We start from the raw sequence: 23,151 nt of genomic DNA on the forward strand, positions 1-23,151 counted from the left end.
GTGCAGGCAGCAAATGAAACACCCGAGCGGCCACCGGGCCGGCTCCACCGGGCCCGAGTCCTCTACCGCAACGTCTCCAAGCGGCGGATGGCATGGCAGTTGCTCAAGGACACCGTCAACTCGTGCATCGAGTACCGGATCCTCGGGCTGGCGGCCGAGGCGGCGTTCTTCACCCTGCTCTCCCTGCCACCGCTGCTGCTCGGCATGATCGGACTGCTCGGTTACGTCGACGAGTGGACGGCCACCACCACGGTCGCCTCCATCGAGCGCAACATCCTCTCCGCCTCGCAGACCGTGCTCTCCGAGCGCGGGGTCAACGACTTCGCCAAACCGCTGCTCGCCGACGTCACCACGGGCGCCCGGCCCGATGTCATCTCCATCGGCTTCGCCATCGCCCTGTGGTCCGGCTCCCGCGCGGTGAACGTCTTCATCGACACCATCACCGTCATGTACGGCCTCGACGGCCACCGCGGGATCGTCAAGACCCGGCTGCTCGCCTTCCTGCTGTACGTCGTCGCCCTGCTGCTGGGCGCGGTGGTGCTGCCGCTGCTCGTCGTCGGCCCGGACCGGGTGGTCGAGTTCGTGCCCGGGGGCACCGAGGTCGTCGCCGTCCTGTACTGGCCGCTGGTGATACTCCTGACGATCGCGTTCCTCACCACCCTCTACCACGTGTCCGTCCCCGTGCGTTCGCCGTGGATCGAGGACGTCCCGGGGGCGCTGGTGGCGCTCGCGATGTGGGTGGTCGGGAGCTTCCTGCTGCGGATCTACCTCACGAGCACGGTCGAAGGCCCCACGATCTACGGCTCCTTGGCGGCACCGATCGCCGTCCTGCTCTGGATCGGCATCTCGGCTTTCGCCGTCCTGGTCGGCGCGGCGGTCAACGCCGCCATCGACCGCGTCTGGCCCTCAGTCGCCACCGCGGCCGCCCGCGAGGCCTCCGAACGCGTCCGGGCGGTGCAGGCCGCCGAGCTCGTCGCCCGCACCCGCCCGGCCGTCTACGAGGGCGCGGACGACGACGAGGACGAGGACGACGGCCCGGCGTACATGCCCTCGGAGTTCCCCGAGCGCTGGTCCCGCTTCCTGCCGCCGGACGACGTCAAGTCGCGGCTCCAGTCGACCCGGGAGAAGGAACCGAAGGAATCCAGGGAGCCGAGGGAGCCCACGGAGTCGAGGGGGACCAGGCCCGAGGAGCCGGGGCAGCCCCGGGACAACTCCGGACCGCCGTCCTCCTGAGCCTGCGCGCTAGCGTGGAGACATGCCCCAGCCACAGCAGCGGTACCGGGAACGCCCCTCCCGGCTGCCCGGTGCCGTCGTCTGGACCTGGGACGCCCCCGACCGCCCCCTGAGCGAGCCCCGGTCCGTGCTGCCCGACGGCTGCATGGACCTGATCTGGAGCGACGGCCGGATCGTCGTCGCCGGGCCGGACACCCACGCCTTCGAGGTGGAGCCGCAGAACCGGGCCTCCTGTGCCGCGATCCGGTGCGCCCCCGGCACCGCACCCGTACTCCTCGGCGTACCGGCGTACGAGCTGCGCGACCACCGGGCCGAGCTGGCCGACCTCTGGCCCCCGGCAGCCGTACGCCGCCTCACCGAGCGGATCGATGAGGCTCCCGACCCCGCCGCGGCCCTCGAACGGTTCGCCCTGGACCGCATCACCGACACCGGACCACCGGACCCGCGGACGGTGGCCGTCGCCGAGGGGCTGCGCCGGGGCAGGTCCGTCGCGGCGACGGCGGCGGAGGCCGGACTCGGCGCCCGCCAGCTCCACCGCCGCTCCCTGGCCGCCTTCGGCTACGGTCCCAAGACGCTGGCCCGGGTCCTCCGCCTCCAGCGCGCCCTGGAGCTCATCCGCACCGGCCTCCCGTACGCCGATGCGGCCTGCGCGGCGGGCTGCACCGATCAGGCCCACCTCGCGCGGGAGATGCGGGACCTGGCCGGAACGACCCTCGGGGCCTACTTCGCGGCGGCGAACAGCGAGACCCCGCTGCCGTCCGGGTCCAGCACCACCGCGTAGCGCTGCCCCCACACCGCGTCCCACGGCTTGAGGTGCCCGGCGTGACCGGCACCGGTCAGCTCCGCGTACAGGGCGTCCACCTCTTCAGGACCGTCGCACAGGAACGCCAGCCCCAGCCGCTCCCCGCCGGCCGGGCGCTCCCAGCTCGGGTCGAAGGAGAGGATGACGTCCTCGGTGTCCCACAGCAGCCGCTGCCCGCCCGGCAGGACCACCTCCACATGCGGGGCGGACTCCGCCCCGGCCGGGATGTCGATGCCGAGCCTGCGGTAGAAGGCGAGCGAGGCCGCCAGGTCGGCCGTGACGATGCTGATCGCGTCGAGTCGTGGAGTCATGGAACGACGGTACGCACCCGCCGTCCCCACGGTCTTGTACGAATCGGACGTGCGGGCCGCCCCCGCGTCCCCGCCGCGCCGGGGTCGCCTGCGGGCAGCCGCCCACCGACGTACGCCCGGTCAGCCGCCCACTGACCCACGCCCGGTCAGTCGCCCACCGGCCCGCGCCCGGGGCGTCTGTCAGCCCAGGTCACGCCCAGGCAGCCCCCCACCCGGGGCAACCGCCCACCGGGGTCGCCCAGGCAGCGGACCACCGGGGACCCCTCAGCCGGCCACCGGGGCTCCCCCCCAGGCGGTCGTCCGCCGGAGGTCATCCCCAGCAGTCGCCCACCGGCGTTCCCGCCTCCGTCAGCGGCAGCCCCAGGTCCGCCCGCTCGCTCACCCACCGCGTCGGACGGTGGCGCGGGTCGCCCGTCGCCGTGTGCAGGGCCCGCTGGAGCTCCAGCAGCCGCCCGGCCCCGATCCGCTCACCCCAGGCCAGCGGTCCGGCCGGATAGCCGAGCCCGGTGGTCACCGCCAGGTCGATGTCGGCCGGGGTGGCGAGCGACCGCTCCGCGATCGATGCGCCGACCGCGACGACCGACGACAGCAGCCGCTGCGCGACCGAGCCCGCCGTGTCCCGCACCACCGTCACCGCGTGCGGCTCACCGGCCGCCGCCCGCGCCAGCACCGCCCGCGCGTCCCGGGCCGCCGTCGGATCGGTGGCGGCCGTCACCGCCAGGACCCGCCGCAGTCCGGCCGCGGGCAGCACCTCCACGCCCAGCGTCCGCTCCGGCGGCAGCCCGCCGGCCCGGATCGCCCCGGACACCGTCGTCCCCCAGACCGGCACCAGCACCAGCGCCTCGGCCGAGGGCCCTTCGCCCCTCTCGACGCCGACTCCGGCCGCATCCAGCGCACCGGCGAGTGCCTCCACGTACGAGGTCGTCTCCACGGACCCGTTCGCAGCCAGGAACACCGGCCGGTCACCGTTCCCGGTCACCGCCGGCTCCGGAGCGGGACCCTCGGCGCCCTCCCCGTACGCGTACCAGCCCCGCCCGGTCTTGCGGCCGTGCAGCCCCGCCACCACCCGGTTCGGCGTGAGGTAGGAGGGGCGCAGCCGGTCCTCGTGGCGGAAGCCCTGCCAGATCGAGTCGATCACCGCGGCCGTGACGTCGAGTCCGGTGAGGTCCATCAGCTCGAACGGGCCCATCCGCAGCCCCAGCACGTCCCGCGCGATCCGGTCGATGTCGGCGGGGCCCGCCACCGACTCCTCCAGCAGCGCCAGCGCCTCCGTCACCAGCCCGCGCCCCGCGTGGTTGACCAGGAACCCGGGGGAGTCGGCCACGGTCACCGCCTTGTGCCCGCACCCCTCCACCAGCCCGGTCAGCAGGGCCGGGATCTCCGGACGGGTCGCCGCCCCCGGCACCACCTCCACGATCCGCATCAGCGGCACCGGGTTGAAGAAGTGCAGCCCGGCCAGGCGCGAAGGGTCCTGGAGGGTCGCCGCGATCCGGGTCACCGACAGGGAGGAGGTGTTGGTCGCGAAGACGGCGGAGGAGGGCAGCGCCCGCTCCAGCTTCCCGAACACCTCGGCCTTGGTCTCCAGATCCTCCCGTACGGCCTCGATGACCAGCTCCACCTCCGGCCCGGCCGCCCACGGGTCGCCCAGCGCGACCAGCCGCCCCACGGAGGCGTCCCGGTCGGCGGCGGGCATCCGGCCCTTGGCCACCGCCCGGTCCAGCATCGAGACGACGAACTCCACGGCGTCCGTCACCGCCTCCGCCCGTACGTCGCCCAGCTCCACGGTGTGTCCCGCGCTCGCCGCCCACTGGGCGATGCCGCGGCCCATGGCCCCGGCTCCGACGATCCTGATACGCATGGCAGTTGAGCCCTTCCGGCGGGGGTTGGTGGTGAAGAGGGTGTCAGCGGAGGTAGACGCGGTGCGGGTCGACATCGTCGCGCAGGAGCCGCAGCTCCGCATCCGTGGGCGGCTCCACCGTCGTGACCGTGTCGGCCACCTCCAGCTCCCAGCCGGTCGCGGCCCTGACCTGGTCGACGGTGACCCCGGGGTGGACGGCGACCAGCCGCAGCTCGTCGCCGACGCCGTCGCGGGCGAGGATGCCCAGCTCGGTGATGACCCGGGTGACGCCGGTGCCGAGTGGACGGACGCCGTCCGCGAGCGCCCGGTCCGGTCCTGGCGTGGTGCAGAAGTCGAGGGCGTCGGCGAAGGAGCGCGGGGTGTGGCGGCGCATCACGACGAAGACCTCCCGGGCGTTGGCCATCACCTCGACCGCACCCCCGGAGCCCGGCAGCCGTACCGCCGGGTTCTCCCATTCCCCGATCACCGAGGTGTTGAGGTTGCCCCACCGGTCGATCTGCGCGGCGCCCAGGAAGCCGACGTCGATGTGGCCGCCCTGGAGCACGGAGCCGAAGAGCGCGGGCATCGACAGCACCGCCTCGGCGCCCGTGATCAGCACGGCGTCCGCGATGGTCTCCGGCAGGTGCGAGGGGTGGGCCCCGCAGACCCCGGACTCGTACACCACCTCGATCTCCGGCGCGACGGTCAGATGCGCCAGCTCGGCGGCGAGCGTCGGCAGCCCGATCCCCGCGAACACGGTCCGGCGGCCGACGAGTTCGCGCGCGGCGACGACGGAGAGTAGCTCCGACGAGGTGACGGCCTCCACGGCCTCCACCGCCTCCGAGGCGCCCACCGCCTCCGTGCGCTCCACGCTCACAGCCGCCTCCCGTAGTCCACCGGCTCGCTCAGCGCCTCGCCGACCGCCAGCCCGGCCCAGAACTCCTCGCCGAGCTTCGCCACGTACGCCGCATGGTCGGCCGTCCCGTACACCCACTCCGCCAGCCACTCCGCCAGCCGCACCGGATCCTTGCTGATCGCGGACCAGGCCCGGTAGAAGGCGTTGTCCCGGTCGTAGTAGCCCTGCGCGAACGACGGATGCGCCCCGCGCGGGCAGACCACCACCGCGTCGACCGCGTGTGCGGGGACGAGCGTGCGGTTCGGGTCCGCGCGGACCACCTCGTCCGCCACCAGCTCCTCCACCACCACGACCGCCTTCCGCGCCGCGTACACCGCCTCGGCCTGGACGCCCGTGAGGCCCCAGATCTGGGTGTTGCCCCGGCGGTCGGCGCGCTGGGCGTGGATGAACGTCACGTCCGGGTTGACGGGCGGCACGACGTAGATCTGCTCGGTGGTCCCGTCGGCGGCCGGATAGGGCGAAGTGACCTTGCGGATACCGGGGTTGACCTTCGGCAGGTCGCTCCCCGCGTACGAGCGCAGCGGGTAGAACGGCAGCCGCTGCGCACCGGCCAGATAGCGGCAGATCATCCCGTAGTGGCTGTACTCCTCGAACGCCAGCGGCTCGGGATCGGCGTGTTCGATACGCCGCCGCAGCTCACCGAGCGAACCGGCCGAGGAGTTCCCCACGAAGGAGGAGACCAGCCCCGTCACGCACCCGGCGGCCAGCATCTGGTCCACCACGATGTCCGCCGTCATCCGGATGACCGTGAGACCCCGGCGACCCTGCCGGATGATCTCGTGCCCGGCGGCGGTCGGGATGAGATGGGTGAACCCTTCGAGGCTCACGGTGTCCCCGTCGTGGACGAAGGCGGCGACGGCCTCCCTCATCGACATGACCTTGCCGGCCGTCCGGTCCACGGTTCTCCTCATCGTCCGTATACGACCCACCCACGGTGTCAGCGCCCATTGATGGCTGTCCAATACCGAATTAAGGTCGTATCGAGACGCCAGGAGTATCAATGGCAGGAAGGGGTGTCCCCATGGAGCTGCGCCATCTGAACGCCTTCCTCGCCGTGGCCGAGGAGCTGCACTTCGGCCGGGCCGCCAAACGCCTCCAGATGGCCCAGCCGCCGCTGAGCCAGCAGATCCGCCAGCTGGAGAGGGAGCTCGGCGTCCAGCTCTTCCACCGCAACACCCGCTCGGTCCGGCTCACCAGCGCGGGGGAGACGTTCATCGAACCCGTGCGGACCGTCCTCGATGACCTGGACACCGCCGTACGGGCCGCCCGATCGGCGGGGATCGGGGAGTACGGCCGGGTCACCATCGGCTTCGCCGGGGCCTCCAGCCACGAGACGCTGCCCCAGCTCACCCGGGCGGTGCGCGCCGCCCACCCCGGGCTCGAACTCGTCATGACCGGCCAGACGTACGCCAACACCGCCCTGTCCCGGGTCGCGGACGGCTCACTCGACCTCGGCTTCGTCCGGCTGCCGGTGGCCCGGCCCGGCGTCGCCCACCGCGTGATCGACGAGGAGGAGCTCGTCTGCGCCCTGCCCTCCGACCACCCGCTCGCCCGGCGGGAGACCGTCCCCCTCGCCGTACTCGCCGGCGAACCGTTCGTCTCCTTCCCCGCCAACTCCGGCTCCACCGTCCGTGACGCCATGACCGAGGCCTGCGAGAGCGCCGGGTTCACCCCGCGCGTCGTCCAGGAGGCCCCCGACTCGTACACGATCCTCGCCCTGGTCGCCGCCGGGGTCGGCATCACCCTCACGGTCACCTCCGTCCAGCACATCCAGCAGAACGGCCTCGTCTACCGCCCTCTCGCCGGGCCGCCCACCCGCCTCCGGGCGGCCCTGGCCTGGCGCCCCGACAACCCCTCCGCCGCCCTGCGCGCGGTGCTCGCCGTGGCGGAGGACGCCCTGCCGACGCCCGTGCGCGGCCCATGATTGAGACGGGTGACCACTCAATGCCGTACGCATTCAATATTGGACCGACTCAGTGACGTGATGCGAAGGTCATCCCACCGCCATCCGCCCATGGAGCCCGTCGCCACCCCGAGGAAGGCCCCGCCGTGCCGCTCGAAGTCGTCATCTGCGAACCGCTGCGCACCCCCATCGGCCGCTTCGGCGGAGCGTTCGCGCAGCAGACGCCGGCCTCGCTCGCCGCACACGTCATCGCCGAGGTCGTCGCCCGTACGGGCATCGCTCCCGACCGGGTCGACGAGGTGATCCTCGGCCATGCCTACCCGTCCAGCGAGGCCCCCGCGATCGGCCGGGTCGCCGCCCTGGACGCCGGGCTGCCCACCACCGTCACCGGCACCCAGATCGACCGCCGCTGCGGCTCCGGGCTCCAGGCGGTCCTGGACGCGGCCATGCAGATCCGGACCGGCTTCAGCGAGGTCGTGATCGCGGGCGGGGTCGACGTCATGAGCGCCGCGCCGTACTACACCCACGACGGACGCTGGGGCATCAAGGGCCCCGGCCTCCAGCTCCACGACTCCCTCGTCCGCGGCCGGGTCACCGCCGGAGGCATCCATCACCCGGTCCCCGGCGGCATGATCGAGACGGCGGAGAACCTGCGCCGTGAGTACGGGATCAGCCGCGCCGACCAGGACGCCCTGGCCCTGCGCTCCCAGCAGCGGGCGGCCACCGCCACAGCCGAGGGCCGGTACGCGGCGGAGACCGTCCCCGTCACCGTACGCACCCGCAGGGGCGAGACCACCATCACCGCCGACGAGCACCCCCGCCCCGACACCACCGCCGAGCAACTCGCCGCGTTGCGACCGGTGATGGCGAAGTCGGATCCGGAGGCCACCGTCACGGCCGGCAACGCCAGCGGCCAGAACGACGCGGCAGCCGCCTGCCTGGTCACCAGCGCCGAGACCGCCGAACGCCTCGGCCTCACCCCGCTCGTCCGCCTGGTCTCCTGCGCCCGCGCGGGCGTCCCCGCCGCCACCATGGGCATCGCTCCCGTCGCCGCGACCCGCACGGTACTGGACCGCGCCGGACTCACCCTCGCCGACCTCGACCTGATCGAGTTGAACGAGGCGTTCGCCGCCCAGGTCCTCGCCTGCACCAGGGAGTTGGGCCTCGGCGAGAAGGACCACGAACAGCGGATCAACGTCAACGGATCGGGCATCTCGCTCGGCCACCCGGTCGGCGCCACCGGAGCCCGCATCCTCGCCACGCTCACCCGCGAACTCCACCGCCGGGAGGGCCGCTACGGCCTGGAGACGATGTGCATCGGCGGCGGCCAGGCCCTCGCCGCCGTCTTCGAGCGCGTCACGCCGTGACCCCGGCCGTCGGCCGCTCGTAGAGATGGTGCGGCGCGCCCCGCCGGCACCCCGCGGAACCAGGCGTCCACGTCGTCCTGCCCCATGTCCGCCCAGCCGGGGATCTCCGCCACCGGGGCCCGGCCCACCCGGCGCCCCAACTCCCGGGGGTGCCGTGTGGGCACGCTCATGAGGATCGCCCCGCCCCGGACCAGATGGCCGGCCGGCCCCGGAGTCAGCCCTGGAGCGAGGAACTGCCGCGTGCGCGAGGGGTGTCCGTCGACCGCACACCCCGCTTCCGGCATCCCGCATCAGGGCGTGCGAAAGGTCCGGCCGGACAGTCCCCGCTGTCCGGCCGGACCTCGTCCTGCGGCGGGTGGGTGGTCAGTCCCGCGCGTTACGGGTGCGGCGCATCAGCATCGTTCCGCCGAGCAGCAGCGCGGCGCTCGCGCCTCCCGCCAGGCCGAGACCGGCCGCACCGGTGTCGGCCAGGCCCGGGGTCTCGGAGCCGGGGGTGTGCGTACCCGGGGTGTTCGGTCCGGGGGTGTCGGTGGGCGGCTGCTCGGTCGGGGCTCCTGCGTGGGCGGCTCGTCGACGGGAGGCTCCTGGGTCGGCGGCTCCTCGGTCGGGGGCTCCTGCGTGGGCGGCTCGTCGACCGGGGGCTCCTGGGTCGGCGGCTCCTCGGTGGGGGCTCCTCGGTCGGGGGCTCCTGCGTGGGGGCTCCTCGGTGGGCGGCTCCTCGGTCGGAGGCTCCTCCGTGGGCGGCTCCTCGGTGGGGGGCTCCTCGGTCGGGGGCTCCTCGACCGGCGGCTCCGTGGGCGGGTAGTCGTCCTTCGGGCCGCTCACGTTCGCGCACTTGTTGCCGAAGACCGGGTTGAGCGCACCGACCACGTTCACGGTGTTGCCACACACGTTCAACGGGACGTGGACCGGGGCCTGGACGAGGTTGCCCGAGAGCACCCCGGGGGAGCCGACCGCCGCGCCCTCGGCACTGGAACCGCCCGTGTGGTTGCCGCCCTGACCATTGCCGTAACCGTCGTCGTGGCCGCTGGAGCTCACGTTGGCGCAGGAGTTTCCGAACGCGGGGTTCAACAGGGCGATCACATTGACGGTGTTGCCGCACGCGTTGACCGGGACGTGCACCGGCACCTGCACGGCATTGCCCGAACCGACGCCCGGCGAACCGACGGCGGCGCCCTCGGCCGAGGAGTCGGCGTGCGCCGCGCCGCCGGCCGCGGCCAGGAGGCCCGACGCGGCCGCCATGACGATCATGCTCTTGTTCAAGGCCTGTCGCATTACTTGCCCTTCCTTAGGACATTCGCGAGAGATTCGCGTGGGTGCTTCGCGCGCGGAGCCGTCGGGCGGTGCCGCTGCTGTGGCGGCCCTCCCGGATCCCCACGGGAAGCCATGGTGAAAGTCGTTACACATGCGCGCTGGACGATTGCCATAACGATCGAGGGACGGGCGGGAAACTCCGGGGGGCGTGCAAATTGTGTAATCACCCGAACGGATGGATCGAGTGGACCTCCCCTTCGCCTCGCTGCCGTTGAAGGGAAACGATTCACCCCCAACTTTGCCTTCGGTGGCCGGTGTTGACCTCCCTCGTGACGCCGCGACGGAGGTTGCGGGAAGGGGGGCCGTCCGTGGCCCGGTGACCCGATCGGGCGAACGTGCCGTGCCGTGCGTCCGCAATTCCTTCACGAACAGATGGCCGTGCGAACAGAGGCGGTGTTATAGGTGCGCGCAGGCGCGGACCGGTCGCGCTCCCGCGCTCTGCGCCCCCCGAGCCCGGCATTCGGGTGAACGCGCGAAACCAAACACCTGGTGCCGAGTTGATCAGGTCGCTCCGCTACGGGGCGACCAGTACGAGAAGGGTTAATCGTGATCAAGAAGGTTCTGGCTACGGGCGCTGTCGCCGCCTCCATCCTCGGGCTCGGCTCGACGCAGGCCATGGCGATCGCCAACGACGGCGGCACCACGACGGTCAACGGCAACGGCGCTTCGCAGTCGTACGGGAACTCCGAGACCCACGGTGACTGGAGCCCGCAGTTCGCGCTGATCCAGGGCTCGCTGAACAAGCCCTGCATCGCCCTGCCGGCCAAGGCGAACCTCGGTTCGCTCGTGGGCCTCGTGCCGGTCACGGTCCAGGACATCAACGTCCTGTCGTCGCCGCAGAACCAGCAGTGCACCGAGAACTCCACCCAGGCCAAGGGTGACGAGGCCCTGTCGCACATCCTGGAGGACATCCCGATCCTCTCCGGCAACGGTGTCGGCAACCGCTGATCCGCAGCCGCACAACTCGGGCCCGGGCCCTCGGCGTTCCTCCACCGAGCGGCCCGGGCCCGTCGCTCTCCCGGGAATGCGGCATCGTTTCTCCACCTGTTTCCAGCCGCATTTCCCGCCGCACACCCCACGGGCGTTGCGGCATTCGGGCGGATATCCGGGAATCTTCCCGTCGAACAGTTTCGATCCCGGGCGTTCATCGTTACGTAGGACAGCGCCGGAGTCGCGAGTCATCAGTATCCGGCTCGGGCGGTCACGACAGTCGTGACCGCACATGGCTCCGCCGAGGAAAGGGATAAAAAGTGAAGTACACCAAGGTTGCCGCAGTCGCCGCCGGAACGCTCATGGCGATGGGTGCCGCTGCGCCGGCCATGGCCGACTCGGGCGCCGAGGCCATCGCCGCGGGTTCCCCGGGCGTGCTGTCCGGCAACATCGTGCAGGTCCCGGTGCACATCCCGGTCAACATCTGCGGTAACACCGTCAACGTGATCGGCCTGCTGAACCCGGCCTTCGGTAACACCTGCGTCAACGCGTGAGCATCTGACCGGCCGGGCCCTCGCGCCCTGAACCGGTCGGCCCCGGACGGCATCGGCCGCCCGGGGCCTTTGCCGTACCCGCAGCAATTTCCCCGCCATCGGTGGGAGAAAGTCGCACGGGCGCAGTTTCCCGTACGCGAGCTGATCGTTATCCCGGGGGAAAGCGGCAGAAGTCACAGGTAAAGAAAGCTTGTGTGCGGCACGGAGACGTGACCGAAGCAGACGCCGCGCAGAAGGGAACCAGAAAAGTGAAGTACGCGAAGACCGCCGCACTCGTTGTCGGTTCCGTGGCTGCCCTGGGAACGGCCGCTCCCGCCTTCGCCGTCACTACCCCCACGGCCCCCAGCTTCAGCCTCGACGGCGGCCTCAACCAGGTGATGGCCAGTGCCCCGCAGGTCGTGAACCCGGTGGTGGGCACGGTCGCCGAGACCGCCATGACGGTCGCCCAGGACGACACGGTCGGCAAGCTGACGGGCGAGGCGACCGAGGTGGCCGAGAGCGCGGCTCCGCTGCTCGGCGGAGTTCCTCTCGGCCGCTGACCGCCGCGGGGCAGTCGTTCCCCTGGTTCCTTCACCGATCAGCATCACTCCCCAGAAGGGCTCTTTCATGTTCAAGAAGATCATGGCCTCGGCAGCTGTCGCCGTCTCGGTCGTCGGTGTCTCCGCAGCGGCCGCCCCGTCGGCCATGGCGATCGCCAACGACGGTGGCACCACCACGGTCAACGGCAACGGCGCCTCGCAGGCGTACGGCAACTCCGCCACCTACGGTGACTGGAGCCCGCAGTTCGCGCTGATCCAGGGCTCGCTGAACAAGCCCTGCATCGCCCTGCCGGCCAAGGCGAACCTCGGTTCGCTCGTGGGCCTCGTGCCGATCTCGGTCCAGGACATCAACGTCCTGTCGTCGCCGCAGAACCAGCAGTGCACCGAGAACTCCACCCAGGCCAAGGGTGACGAGGCCCTGTCGCACCTGCTGAACGACATCCCGATCCTCTCGGGCAACGGCACCGGCAACCGCTGAGACCGGGTAGCTCCGGTCCGCGCCGCGTGACCTCGTAGGGCCAGTCCACCCGTACGGCGACCGTTCTTCGCCGGACCGGAGGACTGGCCCTTCGTCGTGCGGCGGTGCCTCCGGCCGGGGTACCCCGTTGGGCCGGATGCCGTAGACCCGGCTGACGACCCGGGCCCCGCCGGGTAGGGCAGTTCCATGGATCCGTACGACAGTCAGACCTCGCAGAGCAGAGAGCCGTGGCCCGCACCGGGCGGCACACCGATCTACGACCGGCTCGTCGCCGAGTGGCGGGCCGCCGGGCACAGCCACCCGGCCGCCGAACCGCACCAGGAGCCCGTCCCCCGCCGCAGCGGCGGATTCGTACCGGCGGCACGCACCTCGGACGAGGCCCCCGGCTGCTGAGGCTTGGGGGAACTGGGCGGTGGCGTCGACCTTGCGCCGGATCGAACCCATTTGAGTGGTACTGCGCAACCGATCGGGACCCTCGGCAGTTGATCAGTACGTTCCACAACGGGACGCTCCGAAAGGTGAAGTTGATGAAGAAGATGATGGCCGGCGCTGCAGTGGCCGTGTCCCTGCTCGGTCTGTCCGCAGTCGCGGCTCCCACGGCCATGGCGATCGGCAACGACGGTGGCACCACCACCGTCAACGGCAACGGTGCCGAGTCGGAGATCGGCAACGCCACGACCAAGGGCGACTGGAGCCCGCAGAACCAGCTCGTCCAGGGCACCCTGAACAAGCTCTGCGTCGGCCTGCCCGCCAAGGTCAACGTCGGTTCGCTCGTCGGCCTCGTGCCGGTCACGGTCCAGGACATCAACGTCCTGTCCAACCCGCAGAACCAGCAGTGCACCGACAACTCCACCCAGGCCAAGGGCGACGAGCCGCTGTCGCACATCCTGGACGGCATCCCGGTCCTCTCGGGCAACGGCGTCGGCAACAACTGACGCACCACAGCCTGACGTTTCGAGCGCGGGCGGTCCGGGGGTCACTCCCCGGGCCGCCCGCCCTCGTTCCCCCGGCACCGCGCTCCACCGGAGACGCGACGATGCCCACCACTCCACGGGGGGTGGTGGGCATCGCCGTGTCCCGACGGCCGGTGGCCGGGGGTGCGTCAGCCGAGCGAGCGGACCGGGAGCAGGCAGTGGGCGGCGGTACGGACGACCTCCTCGTTCGCCGCGAACGCCCGCAGCTGGTCCTCGCTGACCGGCTGCCCCGGAACGGCCTCCGGCCACGGGGTGGTGGCGAACATGCCGTACACCTGGCCCTGTCCCAGCGCGGCCGCGAGCCACTCGTCGGGGGCCGGGTACTGCGCCTTGAGGTGAGGCATCGTCAGGACGGCCTGGCCCGCCTGCACCAGGAGCTTCGCCTGGATGCCGGGGGCCTCCGCCGCGTCCTGGATCGGGCCGCCGACCTGGAGGCCCGCCCGCTCCAGCGCGGTGCGCAGCGCTTCCCGGCCGACCACCGGGCCGTCCTGCCCGTCGCCCAGCGAGTAGGCGAGGAGGTAGGCGGTGTCCTGGTCGGCGTCGGGCAGCCGGCTGCTCCAGCCGATCAGGATCTGGGTGCCCAACTGGGCCGGTGTGAAGGTGCCGGTGGAGGTCTGAGGTGTGGTCATGACCGGCACCCTAACGGCCCCGGACCGGTCGGTATGCATGCGTATCACCCGATCGTGGGAGATCGCGGAGATCGCGGGGTAACTCCGGCGCGGGCGACGGAAAACCTGTTGACGCCGCCAGGAGCGGCGCGGCTAAGCTCGGCCACGTAAGGGACCTAAGAACACGGGACCCGAGGAATCAGGAGGTGAGGACATTGATGGCTGTCGTTGCGATGGGCACTGCCCACAACCAGAAGAGCTCCGTTCTCACCCCTGTGGCCCCCGGCTGACCCACACCACGTACCTTCCGCGCCGAGCGCGCGGTGCCGGGGCCACCCTGTGAAGGGTTTCCCTTGTCTTTCTCGTTTCCTCCGGTTCCGTCCTCCCCGCACCCGCTGACTCCGTACGGCTGGGACGACCGCTGGGCCGCGGCCTTCTCCCCCTACGCCGAGCAGGGTCTCGTGCCGGGGCGCGTCGTGCGTGTGGACCGCGGTCGGTGCGACGTGATCACCTCCGACGGCCCGGTCCGGGCCGACACCGCGTTCGTCGTGCCGCGCGACCCGATGCGGATCGTCTGCACCGGCGACTGGGCGGCACTCGACGCGGACGGCGACCCGCGGTTCGTCCGTACGCTGCTGCCGCGCCGTACCGCCTTCGTCCGCTCCACCTCCTCGGAGCGGTCGGAGGGCCAGGTGCTCGCCACCAACATCGACCACATCGTCATCTGCGTCTCGCTCGCCGTGGAGCTGGACCTCGGGCGGATCGAACGCTTCCTCGCACTGGCCCTGTCCAGCTCCGACGGCGCCGCGCTGCTGGGCGACGGACACGGCCCCGGGGAGCACCGGCCCGAGCCGGTCGTCCTGCTCACCAAGGCCGACCTGGTGCCCGACGCGGTGACCCGGTCCCATCTCGTCCAGGACGTCGAGGCCGTCGCGCCCGGAGTCCAGGTGCTCCCCGTCAGCTCCACCACCGGCGAGGGGCTGGACGTGTTCGGCGCCGTCGTCTCCGGCGGTACGAGTGTGCTGCTCGGCATCTCCGGCGCCGGCAAGTCCACCCTCGCCAACACCCTGCTCGGCCGGGACGAGATGGAGGTGCGGGCCGCCCGCGAGGTCGACGGCAAGGGCCGGCACACCACCACGACCCGCAACCTCCTGGTCCTGCCGCAAGGGGGCATCCTCATCGACACCCCCGGGCTGCGCGGGGTGGGGCTCTTCGACGCCGGGACCGGGGTCGGTGAGCTCTTCGCGGAGATCGAGGAGCTGGCGGCCCGGTGCCGGTTCCACGACTGCGCCCACCGCAGCGAGCCCGGGTGCGCGGTCCTCGGCGCGCTGGAGGACGGCACCCTGCCCGACCGGCGGCTGGAGAGCTACCGCAAGCTGCTCCGCGAGAACCGGCGGATCGTCGCCAAGACCGACGCCCGGACACGCTCGGAGATGGTGAAGGACTGGAAGCGCAAGGGCGCCGAGGGGCGTGCGGCGATGCAGGCCAAGCGCGGCGGCCGGGTGCGGTAGCCGCCGGAGCGGGTACGGTTCGACGTCCGAAAACCGCGAGTGCGGCAGCGGCGGCTGCCGCACACTGGACGGTGTGATGGACGACCGGAGCAGGTACGAGGCGGTGAGCAGCCGCGACGCGCGGTTCGACGGCGCCTTCTTCTTCGCCGTCGTGACCACCGGCATCTACTGCCGGCCGAGCTGCCCCGCTGTCACCCCCAGGCGCGCCAACGTGCGCTTCTACCCGACGGCGGCGGCTGCCCAGGCGGGCGGCTTCCGGGCCTGCCGCCGCTGCCGCCCCGACGCCGTGCCCGGCTCCGCCGAGTGGAACGTCCGCGCCGATGTCGTCGGCCGGGCGATGCGGCTGATCGGCGACGGGGTGGTGGACCGCGAGGGCGTACCCGGGCTGGCCGGGCGGCTCGGCTACAGCGCCCGGCAGGTCCAGCGCCAGCTCAACGCCGAGCTCGGCGCCGGACCCGTCGCACTCGCCCGCGCCCAGCGCTCCCACACCGCCCGGGTGCTCCTCCAGACCACCGGCCTGCCGGTCACCGAGATCGCCTTCGCTGCCGGGTTCGCCAGTGTGCGGCAGTTCAACGACACCATCCGCCGGATCTACGCCCGCACCCCCAGCGCCCTGCGCGCCGAGGCCGGGACCGGGCTCGGCGGGGGCCGGGGTGAGGGGCTGCGGGCCGGGATCGCGCTGCGGCTCGCCCATCGGGGCCCGTACGCCACCGGCGCTGTCTTCGACCTGCTGGGGGCGGGGGCCGTGGCCCGGGTCGAGGAGCTGGCCGGGGAGCCGGGGCGCCGCACCTACCGGCGTACGCTCCGGCTGCCGTACGGGACCGGGATCGCCGCAGTCGACGAGGCGTCCCCCGGACCGTGGCTGGAGGCCCGGATCCACCTCACCGATCTGCGCGACCTGACCACCGCCGTACAGCGGCTGCGGCGCCTGTTCGACCTGGACGCCGATCCGTACGCCGTGGACGAGGCCCTGGCCGCCGACGCCCGGCTCGCCCCGCTGGTCGCCGCCCGCCCCGGACTGCGCTCGCCGGGGGCGGCGGACCCGGAGGAGGAGGCCGTACGGGCGCTGGTGGGGCGGGAGCGGGCGCAGGAGCTGGTGGAGCGGTACGGGAAGGCGGTGGACGTGCCGTGCGGCGCGCTCACCCATGTCTTCCCCGAGCCGGGCGTCCTGGCCGCGGCCGCCACCGAGCCCGCCCTGCGGACCCTGGCAGCCGCGCTCGCCGACGGGGCGCTGCGGCTGGACGCGGGCGCCGACCGGGAGGAGGCGAGGCGGACGCTGGCCACGCTGCCGGGGGTGGACGGGCCGACCGCCGCACTGATCCGGATGCGGGCGCTCGGGGATCCGGACGTGGACCCGTGCGGGACACCGGGGGCCGAGCGGTGGCGGCCGTGGCGCTCGTACGCCGTACGCCATCTGGAGACGGCCGTACGGAAGCCCGCCCCGCGCGCCGGGCGGCGTCAGCCCCAGAGCAGCGCGCCCAGCCAGGCACCCGCCACCAGCAGGCAGGCGAACAGCTCCACCAGCACCGCGTAACCCGTCGCCCGCATCACCGAGCGCACCGACACCCAGCCCGCGCCCCGGCTGCCCAGCCGCAGCCGCTCCGCCCCGTAGATCGCCCCCACGAACCCGGCGATCCCGCCCACCACGGGCACCACGAAGAACCCCACGATCCCCGCGACCCCGCCGAGCATCACCGTCCGGCGGGGCGCGCCCGACTCACCCGGGCGGCGCGGCGGCAGCAGCGGCTTCAGGGCCTGGTTCAACAGCATCAGGGCCGTTGCGCCGATCAGGACCCCCCAGGCCGTCGGCGACATGTCCGTCAGCGCCCACCACAGGACTGCCGCCCAGACGATCGCCTGCCCCGGCACACCCGGCACCAGGACCCCGACCAGGCCCAGCAGCATGACCAGGCCCACGGCGACGAGCTGCCACACACTCATCCGACCAGACTGCCGGAGAGTGCACCGCTCCGCCCGTCAGCGCACCCCCGCGACCTGCGCCGACGGCGAGCCGGGCGGCCCTGAGCGGGCGACCCAGCCGCGCTCGTACGCATGCCAGCCCAGCTGGAGCCGGGTGGAGACCCCGGTCAGCTCCATCAGCCCCTTGACCCGGCGCTGCACGGTCCGCAGCCCCAGCTCCAGCTGCTTGGCCACGCTGGCGTCGGTCAGTCCGGCCAGCAGCAGCGACAGGATCTCCAGATCGGTGGCGTCGGGCCCGGCACCGTCCTCGCGTACCCCGCGACCGCCCTCGCCGAGCCGCAGCGGCATCGCCTCCCGCCACACCGCCTCGAAGAGGCCCATCAGCGACTCCAGCAGCCCGCTGGCGTGCACGACCAGGGCGGCGGGCTCGGCATCACGCCCGGTCAGCGGGACCATCGCCGTGGTCCCGTCGGCGATCATCAGCTTCGTCGGCACCCGGTCGACCACCCGGCACTGCTCCTCCCGGCTCAGCGCGGCCGACAGCTCCAGGATCCCCGACGGCAGCGACAGCACCTCGCGCTCCACGACCACCCGGTAGCCGACGCCGCGCGAGGCCGCCCGCTCCTCGGACTCGTTCTCCGTCCCGGTCACCGTGATCGGCCTCCCGGTGGCCAGGGCGCACACCTCGGACGCGGCCCCCAGCTGCAACTGGCGGAACCGCTGGGCGACCGCCGCCGCCCCGGTCACCACCTCCACCAGATCGTGCACCTCGGGCTCGCTCGCCTCCGCCCGGTACTCCTCCGCCAGCAGCGCCGACGCCAGCTCCGCCTGCTCCAGCTCGTGGCGCTGCTGGATCAGCAGGGCCCCCAGCGCCACCCCCGGCGGGGCCGCCACCCAGCGGCCCGGGCGCGCCGAGGACCGCGCGGCCAGCCCCTGCTGCTCCAGCCGACGCAGCGCCCGCTCGGTCTCCGCCTCCGGGAGGCCCAGCCGGTGCGCGAGAGCGGAGAGTTCCGCCGCTCCCGCCGCCACCAGCGCGCGGTACGCGGCTTCCTGCCTCTCGTCGAGACCTATCGCCCCCAGCATTCCCCGACCCTCCCCGGGTGTCGTGATCACGCGTCGCAGCGCCCGTTCCGGCCGGTCGGCCGTGGCGGAAAAGGGCCACGGCGTAAACCCGCCGCGCACATCATCCCCTGTCCCGCTGGCCCCTCTGCCAGTGTGGCGCCACCACAGCACCAACAACTTCCGGAATGGGGCCTCTTCGGCTGCTTCGTTCCGGAACGACCTGGGCAGAGCGATGCGCCCGATATCGCGTACGGCACTCGGAGCGGCGACCGCCGCCGTCCTCGCCGTCACCGCGATCGCACCGTCCGTGGCGGCGCCACCGGACGAGCGAGACGCCGAACGACCGCTCACCGGCCGTGCGGCCCCGGCCGGCCCGGAGCCCGTCACGCTGACCCTGGTCACCGGCGACAAGGTGCTGGTGACCACGGACGCCTCGGGCGCCTCCGCAGCCACGGCCCTGCCCCGCCCCGACGGCTCCACGCCGCTCGTCCAGACCCGGCGGTCCGGCCGCGACCTGTACGTCTACCCGGACACCGCCGTCGCCGCGCTCGCCCGGGGCACCGTCGACGAGGAACTCTTCAACGTCACCGGACTGATCCGCCAGGGCTACGACGACAGCCGCACCCACGCGGTCCCGCTGATCGCCACCTACACCGCCCGCACCGCCCCCGCCACCCCGCGCGGCGCCGAGCGGGGCCAGGCCCTCGACGCGATCGACGGCCTCGCGCTGAAGGCGGACAAGGAGCACACCGCCACCTTCTGGTCCGACATCACCGCACCCCGCTCCCGGGCCGGGTACCGGCTCAAGAAGCTCTGGCTGGACCGCAAGGTTCAGGCCACTCTCGACAAGTCGACGAAGCAGATCGGCGCCGACCGGGCCTGGCCGCGGAGGAGCTGGGCAGGAGCAAGGACACCCTGTTCGTGGTCGCCGCCGGAAACCTCGGCCCCTCCCTGAACACCGTCTCCTCGCCCGGCTGCGCACCCGGCGTCCTCACGGTGGGCGCGGTCGACCGCGACGACACCACGGCGGACTTCTCCAGCCGGGCCCCACGATCGGCTCGCACACCCTCAAGCCCGAGATCACCGCACCCGGCGTCGCCATCTCGGCCGCAACCGCCGGGGGACGCGGCTCCCAGGCGTACCGGGCCATGTCCGGTACGTCGATGGCGGCCCCGCACGTCGCCGGTGCCGCCGCCGTGGTCGAGCAGCGCCACCCGGAGTGGACCGCCCAGCAGGTCAAGGCGGCGCTGGTCTCCTCCGCGAAGAGCACGGTGCCCGGCGACGTACGCGAGACCGGAGGCGGCCGTCTCGGCGTCGACCGCGCGATCCGTACGCCGGTGCTCGGCGCCCCGGCCCTCCAGGGCGGCACCTTCGACTGGCCCCAGGACAAGAGCGATCGCACCACCGTCTCGGTGCCGTACACCAACACGGGCGGCAAGGCGGTGAAGCTCTCCCTGAAGCACCTGGCTCCACTCGGGTTCCATCTCCGGCTCCGAGATCGTGAAGGAGTACCGGGCGGACGTCCAAGGCAAGGCGAAGGACGGGGAGTTCGAGTTCGCCTCCTTCTGGCGCGCCTACGCCCCGCAGATCCGGAAGTTCTCCCTCGTCGGCGGCGCTGGCCTGCACCCGAGGCCCGCCACGACCGGCTCGGTCAACCTGGACGGCACGGGGAGGGCCGACGCCGTCGACGCGGGTACGGGCACCCCGGCCGAGCTGGCAGCCGCCGGGGCGCGGGGCAAGGTCGCCCTGGTGAAGGTGGGCGACGGGGCGTCCAACGCCCTGGCCCAGGCGCGGGCCGCCCAGGAGGCCGGAGCCACCGCGCTCCTGGTCCACCGCCCCTCGGCCGGTGACTGGAAGCCCGGCGTCGGCTACGGGGCGGCACCGCTGCCGGTCCTCGGCCTGCGGGCCGAGGAGGCCGCCGTACTGACGAAGGCGCTCGGCAAGGGGAAGGCGGAGGTCTCCTGTAAGGCCACCGCCGTCAGCCCGTTCGTCTTCAACCTGTCCTTTCCGGAGAAGGGGCCGGTCACCTCGGACCGTACCTACAAGGTCCGGGGGGCGAGCTGATGACCGGCAACCCCCGTACCCAGCAGGCGGGTCGGGCCACCACCGAGGCCTGGTACCGGGGTCTCGTCGTCCCCGGCGCCCCGCGCGACGCGGCAGGCCAGGAGCTGCTCGCCGGGGAGCGGCAGGACAACCGGATCGGCGTCGCTCCCGCCTTCATGACCGACATCGAACACATCGGGCAGCAGGGCTCGTTCGGCGACATCGGCAACGTACAGCTCAGCCGGAACGGCGAACTCGTCGGAGGCAGCGGCTACCCGTTCGGCGTCTTCACCGTGCCCGCCGAGGACGCCGCGTACGAACTCACCCTGACGACCAGGAAGACCGGCTCACCCGCCGCCGTCTGGAAGCGGTCCACACCGACGGAGACCACCTGGAAGTTCCGTTCCGAGCGGAAGCCGGATGTGGCATCGCAGGGACTCCCGCTGCTCTTCCCGCGCTACGACGTCCCCGCTGACGGGATGAGGACCGTTCCCGCGCAGGACAGGCAGCGCATCGGCCTCACCGCCACCGGGCACGCCGGGTACACCCCCGGCAGGCTCAGCAAGGCCGCCGTCTCCTTCTCGTACGACGGTGGCGAGATCTGGCACGCCGCCACCACGGCCCAGCACGGCGGCCGGTGGACGGCGACCGTGGACCACGCCGGGGCGGCGGGGCGGACGGTCACGCTGAGGACCGAACTCACGGACGCGCACGGCAACTCCGTCGTGCAGACCGTGAACGACGCCTACGCCGTGCGGTGATCTGTCGATCCGATCAGCCGCCGAACCGGTGATCCGCTGATCACGCCGACCGGTCCGCCGGGCGTCCTTCCCGTGGGGGGTGGGGCCGCCCGGCGGATCTCATTTCCGGGCCACTTTTTCCGGATGCCCCGTTTTCGGGCAGGGTCCGCGGTGGACAATAAGGGCATGAGTCAGCAGGGGGAGAAGCCCGCCGCCCACGAGGACGACTGGTGGCGGAAGCTGTACGACGACACCGCGCCGGACACCGGTCCGAGCAGCGCGCCCGACAGCCTCGACGACCGCTTCGACTCCGTGTCGGACACGGTGAGCCGGGCGGTGGGCCACCAGCGGGAGACCGCTGGGACCGCCGACCGGGAGGCGTACGCGGGGCCGGTCCCGGAGCTGAGACCGGAGCGGGTGCCGTTGCCGCAGGCGGAGGAGGAGCCGAAGCAGGGCCCGCGGGCGGGGCTGAGACCGGATTCGCAGCCGGACTTGCGGGCGGAGCCGGGATTGGACCCGCAGCCGGAGTTGCGGTCCGAGCCGGACCCGCAGCCGGAGCTGTCTTCGGGGCTGAAGCCGGACCTGCGGGCGGAGCCGGGACCGGAGTCGCAGCCGGAGCTGTCGTCGGAGCTGAAGCCGAACCCACGGCCGAACCCGCAGCCGAACCCGCAGCCGGCCCCACGGCCGACCCCACGGCCGGACCCGCAGCCGGGCCCGAGGCCGAACGCTCAGCCGACCTCGACGCCGGAGCGGAAACCTGACCCCCGTACGGCCTGGGACCGCTACCAGGGGCGGGGGTCGTACGAGGAGCAGGAGAAGAGGCCGGAGGCGGGCGTGCGTCCCGTCGCCGTCCCCGGACCCCGTAACACCGTCTTCCCTGCCCCCTGGGAAGCCCCCGCCGCCCCGCCCGGCCCCCGCACCTTCGCCGCGCCGAAGCCGCCCGAGCCCGAGCCGCCGCCCGCCCCGCCTTCCGCCGGACCCGCCGGCGCGCCCGACCCCAGCGCCCTGCACGAGCTGCCCCCGGACTGGGCCGCGAGCGACGCACCGGCCGATGGTGGCGGGGCCCGGCCCCTCGTCGACCATCTGGGGGACCGGCCGCCCACCTATGACGCCGAGCCCGCCGCCCTGCCCGCCGCCACCTCGGAGAACCTGGACGCCCTGGTCCCCGACACCGTGCTGGACGGTGCGCGGTACGGGACGTACACCCTGCGGGCCGCCTCCGTGCGGGGCGACTCCGCCCGGTTCCGGGGCGAGCCCCGGCGGGACGCGCTGCTCACGGCCCGGTTCGGGGCGGCCGAGAGCGCGCTCGTGCTCGTCGCCGTGGCCGGGGGCGTGCGGGCCGGGGAAGGGGCGCATCTCGCGGCGGCCGACGCCTGCCGGTGGATCGGCGGGGCTGTGGCCCGCAGCCACGCCCGGCTCTCCGAGGACATAAGGGCGGGCCGTCGCGCCGACCTCAAGTCGGGGCTGCACCGGCTCACCGACCGCACGTACGGCAAACTGCGGGCCCGCGCCGCCGAACTGGGCCTGGAACCGGGGGAGTACACCGCCAGCCTGCGGTGCCTGCTGCTCTCCGCCGACCCCGACTGCCGTACGCGCGTCTTCTTCGGCGTCGGCAGGGGCGGCCTCTTCCGGCTCCGCGACGGGCTCTGGCAGGACCTGGAACCGGTGATTCCGCAGGCGTCCGCCTCATCCGGCGACGGCGTGAGCGAGGAGGGGCCGGACGGCGACCGGCTGACCATGGACCTCCAGATCACCACGCCCCCGTCCCCGTACAGCGACGGCCCCGCCCCGCCGCCCGCCGAACTCTTCCGCTTCCGGGCCTCCGTGGCCCGCCCGGGCGACACACTGCTGCTCTGCAGCAACGGGCTGGCCGAGCCGATGCGCGGCGAGCCGGAGCTTCCCGACGAGCTCGCCGAGCGCTGGGGCCCGCCGGGACCGCCCGGGCTGCCCGCCTTCCTCGCCGACACCCAGCTCCGGATCAAGGGGTACGCCGACGACCGCACCTGCGCGGCCGTCTGGGAGGCGTAACCGCGCACGCCATGGGTTGATGGACTCCGGAGGCCGCATGTCCGGCTGATGTTTCGGCCTCCGGAGTCCGGACAACCGACA

The 23,151-nt window shown here is 73.0% G+C and carries 21 protein-coding genes and 1 pseudogene; 14 read left to right on the plus strand and 8 right to left on the minus strand.

The window, feature by feature from the left end:
• Positions 1-1,233 (plus strand): YihY/virulence factor BrkB family protein, encoded by a 1,233-nt coding sequence (locus tag D6270_RS27665; RefSeq protein ID WP_204117044.1) that lies wholly within the window; start codon positions 1-3, stop codon positions 1,231-1,233.
• Between the two features lie 22 nt (positions 1,234-1,255).
• Entirely contained in the window at positions 1,256-2,014 is a 759-nt protein-coding gene (locus tag D6270_RS27670) for a helix-turn-helix domain-containing protein (protein WP_109162976.1), read from the plus strand.
• Here the strand turns inward: D6270_RS27670 and D6270_RS27675 are convergent.
• The 4 genes from D6270_RS27675 to D6270_RS27690 all read right to left on the minus strand — a co-directional run bounded on the left by D6270_RS27675 (position 1,954) and on the right by D6270_RS27690 (position 6,010).
• On the minus strand, positions 1,954-2,346 hold the full coding sequence (locus tag D6270_RS27675) for a VOC family protein (RefSeq protein WP_109162975.1): 393 nt from the start codon (positions 2,344-2,346) through the stop codon (positions 1,954-1,956). The genes D6270_RS27670 and D6270_RS27675 overlap by 61 nt on opposite strands.
• A gap of 310 nt (positions 2,347-2,656) precedes the next feature.
• Positions 2,657-4,204, minus strand: coding sequence for a 3-hydroxyacyl-CoA dehydrogenase NAD-binding domain-containing protein (locus D6270_RS27680; protein WP_109162974.1), 1,548 nt, complete (start codon positions 4,202-4,204; stop codon positions 2,657-2,659).
• A gap of 43 nt (positions 4,205-4,247) precedes the next feature.
• Positions 4,248-5,060, minus strand: coding sequence for a CoA-transferase subunit beta (locus tag D6270_RS27685; protein WP_382772497.1), 813 nt, complete (start codon positions 5,058-5,060; stop codon positions 4,248-4,250).
• A complete protein-coding gene (locus tag D6270_RS27690; protein WP_109162973.1) occupies positions 5,057-6,010 on the minus strand; it encodes a CoA transferase subunit A in 954 nt (317 codons plus the stop codon). The genes D6270_RS27685 and D6270_RS27690 overlap by 4 nt, the downstream gene beginning before the upstream one ends.
• A 110-nt stretch (positions 6,011-6,120) precedes the next feature.
• On the opposite strand from D6270_RS27690, the gene D6270_RS27695 reads away from it, so the two are divergent.
• Complete coding sequence (locus tag D6270_RS27695) at positions 6,121-7,023, plus strand: LysR family transcriptional regulator (protein ID WP_109162972.1); 903 nt, start codon at positions 6,121-6,123, stop codon at positions 7,021-7,023.
• A 125-nt stretch (positions 7,024-7,148) separates the two neighbouring features.
• Entirely contained in the window at positions 7,149-8,369 is a 1,221-nt protein-coding gene (locus tag D6270_RS27700; RefSeq protein ID WP_109162971.1) for an acetyl-CoA C-acetyltransferase, read from the plus strand.
• Between the two features lie 363 nt (positions 8,370-8,732).
• Here D6270_RS27700 and D6270_RS33850 read toward each other — a convergent pair whose 3' ends face one another.
• Entirely contained in the window at positions 8,733-9,644 is a 912-nt protein-coding gene (locus tag D6270_RS33850) for a chaplin (protein WP_413251958.1), read from the minus strand.
• 585 nt (positions 9,645-10,229) lie between these two features.
• Here D6270_RS33850 and D6270_RS27715 point away from each other — a divergent pair.
• The 6 genes from D6270_RS27715 (at position 10,230) to D6270_RS27740 (ending at position 13,119) form a co-directional block, all read left to right on the plus strand.
• Positions 10,230-10,631 carry a rodlin gene (locus tag D6270_RS27715; RefSeq protein ID WP_093686514.1) on the plus strand — a complete coding sequence of 134 codons (402 nt, stop codon included), beginning with the start codon at positions 10,230-10,232 and terminating at the stop codon, positions 10,629-10,631.
• A 302-nt stretch (positions 10,632-10,933) separates the two neighbouring features.
• Positions 10,934-11,167 (plus strand): chaplin, encoded by a 234-nt coding sequence (locus D6270_RS27720; RefSeq protein ID WP_109162968.1) that lies wholly within the window; start codon positions 10,934-10,936, stop codon positions 11,165-11,167.
• 248 nt (positions 11,168-11,415) lie between these two features.
• Positions 11,416-11,706 (plus strand): hypothetical protein, encoded by a 291-nt coding sequence (locus tag D6270_RS27725; protein ID WP_109162967.1) that lies wholly within the window; start codon positions 11,416-11,418, stop codon positions 11,704-11,706.
• Positions 11,707-11,773: 67 nt separating this feature from the next.
• Positions 11,774-12,184, plus strand: coding sequence for a rodlin (locus D6270_RS27730; RefSeq protein ID WP_109162966.1), 411 nt, complete (start codon positions 11,774-11,776; stop codon positions 12,182-12,184).
• 186 nt (positions 12,185-12,370) lie between these two features.
• Positions 12,371-12,577, plus strand: a complete 207-nt coding sequence (locus D6270_RS27735) for a hypothetical protein (protein WP_109162965.1) — start codon at positions 12,371-12,373, stop codon at positions 12,575-12,577.
• Positions 12,578-12,711: 134 nt separating this feature from the next.
• A complete protein-coding gene (locus D6270_RS27740) occupies positions 12,712-13,119 on the plus strand; it encodes a rodlin (RefSeq protein ID WP_109162964.1) in 408 nt (135 codons plus the stop codon).
• A 167-nt stretch (positions 13,120-13,286) separates the two neighbouring features.
• Here D6270_RS27740 and D6270_RS27745 read toward each other — a convergent pair whose 3' ends face one another.
• Complete coding sequence (locus tag D6270_RS27745; RefSeq protein ID WP_109162963.1) at positions 13,287-13,787, minus strand: DUF5949 family protein; 501 nt, start codon at positions 13,785-13,787, stop codon at positions 13,287-13,289.
• Positions 13,788-14,119: 332 nt separating this feature from the next.
• Between D6270_RS27745 and rsgA the strand changes: the two genes are divergently transcribed.
• On the plus strand, positions 14,120-15,277 hold the full coding sequence (gene rsgA, locus D6270_RS27750) for a ribosome small subunit-dependent GTPase A (RefSeq protein WP_109162962.1): 1,158 nt from the start codon (positions 14,120-14,122) through the stop codon (positions 15,275-15,277).
• Positions 15,278-15,353: 76 nt separating this feature from the next.
• Positions 15,354-16,811 carry a DNA-3-methyladenine glycosylase 2 family protein gene (locus D6270_RS27755; protein WP_109162961.1) on the plus strand — a complete coding sequence of 486 codons (1,458 nt, stop codon included), beginning with the start codon at positions 15,354-15,356 and terminating at the stop codon, positions 16,809-16,811.
• Here D6270_RS27755 and D6270_RS27760 read toward each other — a convergent pair.
• Together D6270_RS27760 and D6270_RS27765 are read right to left on the minus strand one after the other, a co-directional pair.
• On the minus strand, positions 16,736-17,218 hold the full coding sequence (locus D6270_RS27760; protein ID WP_109162960.1) for a DUF456 domain-containing protein: 483 nt from the start codon (positions 17,216-17,218) through the stop codon (positions 16,736-16,738). The genes D6270_RS27755 and D6270_RS27760 overlap by 76 nt on opposite strands.
• Before the next feature lie 36 nt (positions 17,219-17,254).
• Entirely contained in the window at positions 17,255-18,280 is a 1,026-nt protein-coding gene (locus D6270_RS27765) for a helix-turn-helix domain-containing protein (protein WP_109162959.1), read from the minus strand.
• A 385-nt stretch (positions 18,281-18,665) separates the two neighbouring features.
• Between D6270_RS27765 and D6270_RS27770 the strand changes: the two are divergent.
• Both D6270_RS27770 and D6270_RS27775 read left to right on the plus strand, forming a co-directional pair.
• Positions 18,666-21,063: pseudogene (locus tag D6270_RS27770) on the plus strand (S8 family serine peptidase); the annotation flags it as partial.
• Positions 21,064-21,228: 165 nt separating this feature from the next.
• Positions 21,229-23,070 carry a protein phosphatase 2C domain-containing protein gene (locus D6270_RS27775; RefSeq protein WP_109162958.1) on the plus strand — a complete coding sequence of 614 codons (1,842 nt, stop codon included), beginning with the start codon at positions 21,229-21,231 and terminating at the stop codon, positions 23,068-23,070.
• Positions 23,071-23,151 lie beyond the last annotated feature (81 nt).

The sequence above is a fragment of the Streptomyces griseus subsp. griseus genome, assembly GCF_003610995.1.
Classification (GTDB): Bacteria; Actinomycetota; Actinomycetes; order Streptomycetales; family Streptomycetaceae; genus Streptomyces.

Bases quoted from the DNA above. Each gene is read 5' to 3' on its own strand.
- D6270_RS33850 (WP_413251958.1), bottom strand. From the start codon at position 9,644: ATGCGACAGGCCTTGAACAAGAGCATGATCGTCATGGCGGCCGCGTCG.
- D6270_RS27765 (WP_109162959.1), bottom strand. From the start codon at position 18,280: ATGCTGGGGGCGATAGGTCTCGACGAGAGGCAGGAAGCCGCGTACCGC.
- D6270_RS27740 (WP_109162964.1), top strand. From the start codon at position 12,712: ATGAAGAAGATGATGGCCGGCGCTGCAGTGGCCGTGTCCCTGCTCGGT.
- D6270_RS27670 (WP_109162976.1), top strand. From the start codon at position 1,256: ATGCCCCAGCCACAGCAGCGGTACCGGGAACGCCCCTCCCGGCTGCCC.
- D6270_RS27695 (WP_109162972.1), top strand. From the start codon at position 6,121: ATGGAGCTGCGCCATCTGAACGCCTTCCTCGCCGTGGCCGAGGAGCTG.
- D6270_RS27775 (WP_109162958.1), top strand. From the start codon at position 21,229: ATGAGTCAGCAGGGGGAGAAGCCCGCCGCCCACGAGGACGACTGGTGG.
- D6270_RS27755 (WP_109162961.1), top strand. From the start codon at position 15,354: ATGGACGACCGGAGCAGGTACGAGGCGGTGAGCAGCCGCGACGCGCGG.
- D6270_RS27745 (WP_109162963.1), bottom strand. From the start codon at position 13,787: ATGACCACACCTCAGACCTCCACCGGCACCTTCACACCGGCCCAGTTG.
- D6270_RS27730 (WP_109162966.1), top strand. From the start codon at position 11,774: ATGTTCAAGAAGATCATGGCCTCGGCAGCTGTCGCCGTCTCGGTCGTC.
- D6270_RS27690 (WP_109162973.1), bottom strand. From the start codon at position 6,010: ATGAGGAGAACCGTGGACCGGACGGCCGGCAAGGTCATGTCGATGAGG.
- D6270_RS27680 (WP_109162974.1), bottom strand. From the start codon at position 4,204: ATGCGTATCAGGATCGTCGGAGCCGGGGCCATGGGCCGCGGCATCGCC.
- D6270_RS27735 (WP_109162965.1), top strand. From the start codon at position 12,371: ATGGATCCGTACGACAGTCAGACCTCGCAGAGCAGAGAGCCGTGGCCC.
- D6270_RS27675 (WP_109162975.1), bottom strand. From the start codon at position 2,346: ATGACTCCACGACTCGACGCGATCAGCATCGTCACGGCCGACCTGGCG.
- D6270_RS27760 (WP_109162960.1), bottom strand. From the start codon at position 17,218: ATGAGTGTGTGGCAGCTCGTCGCCGTGGGCCTGGTCATGCTGCTGGGC.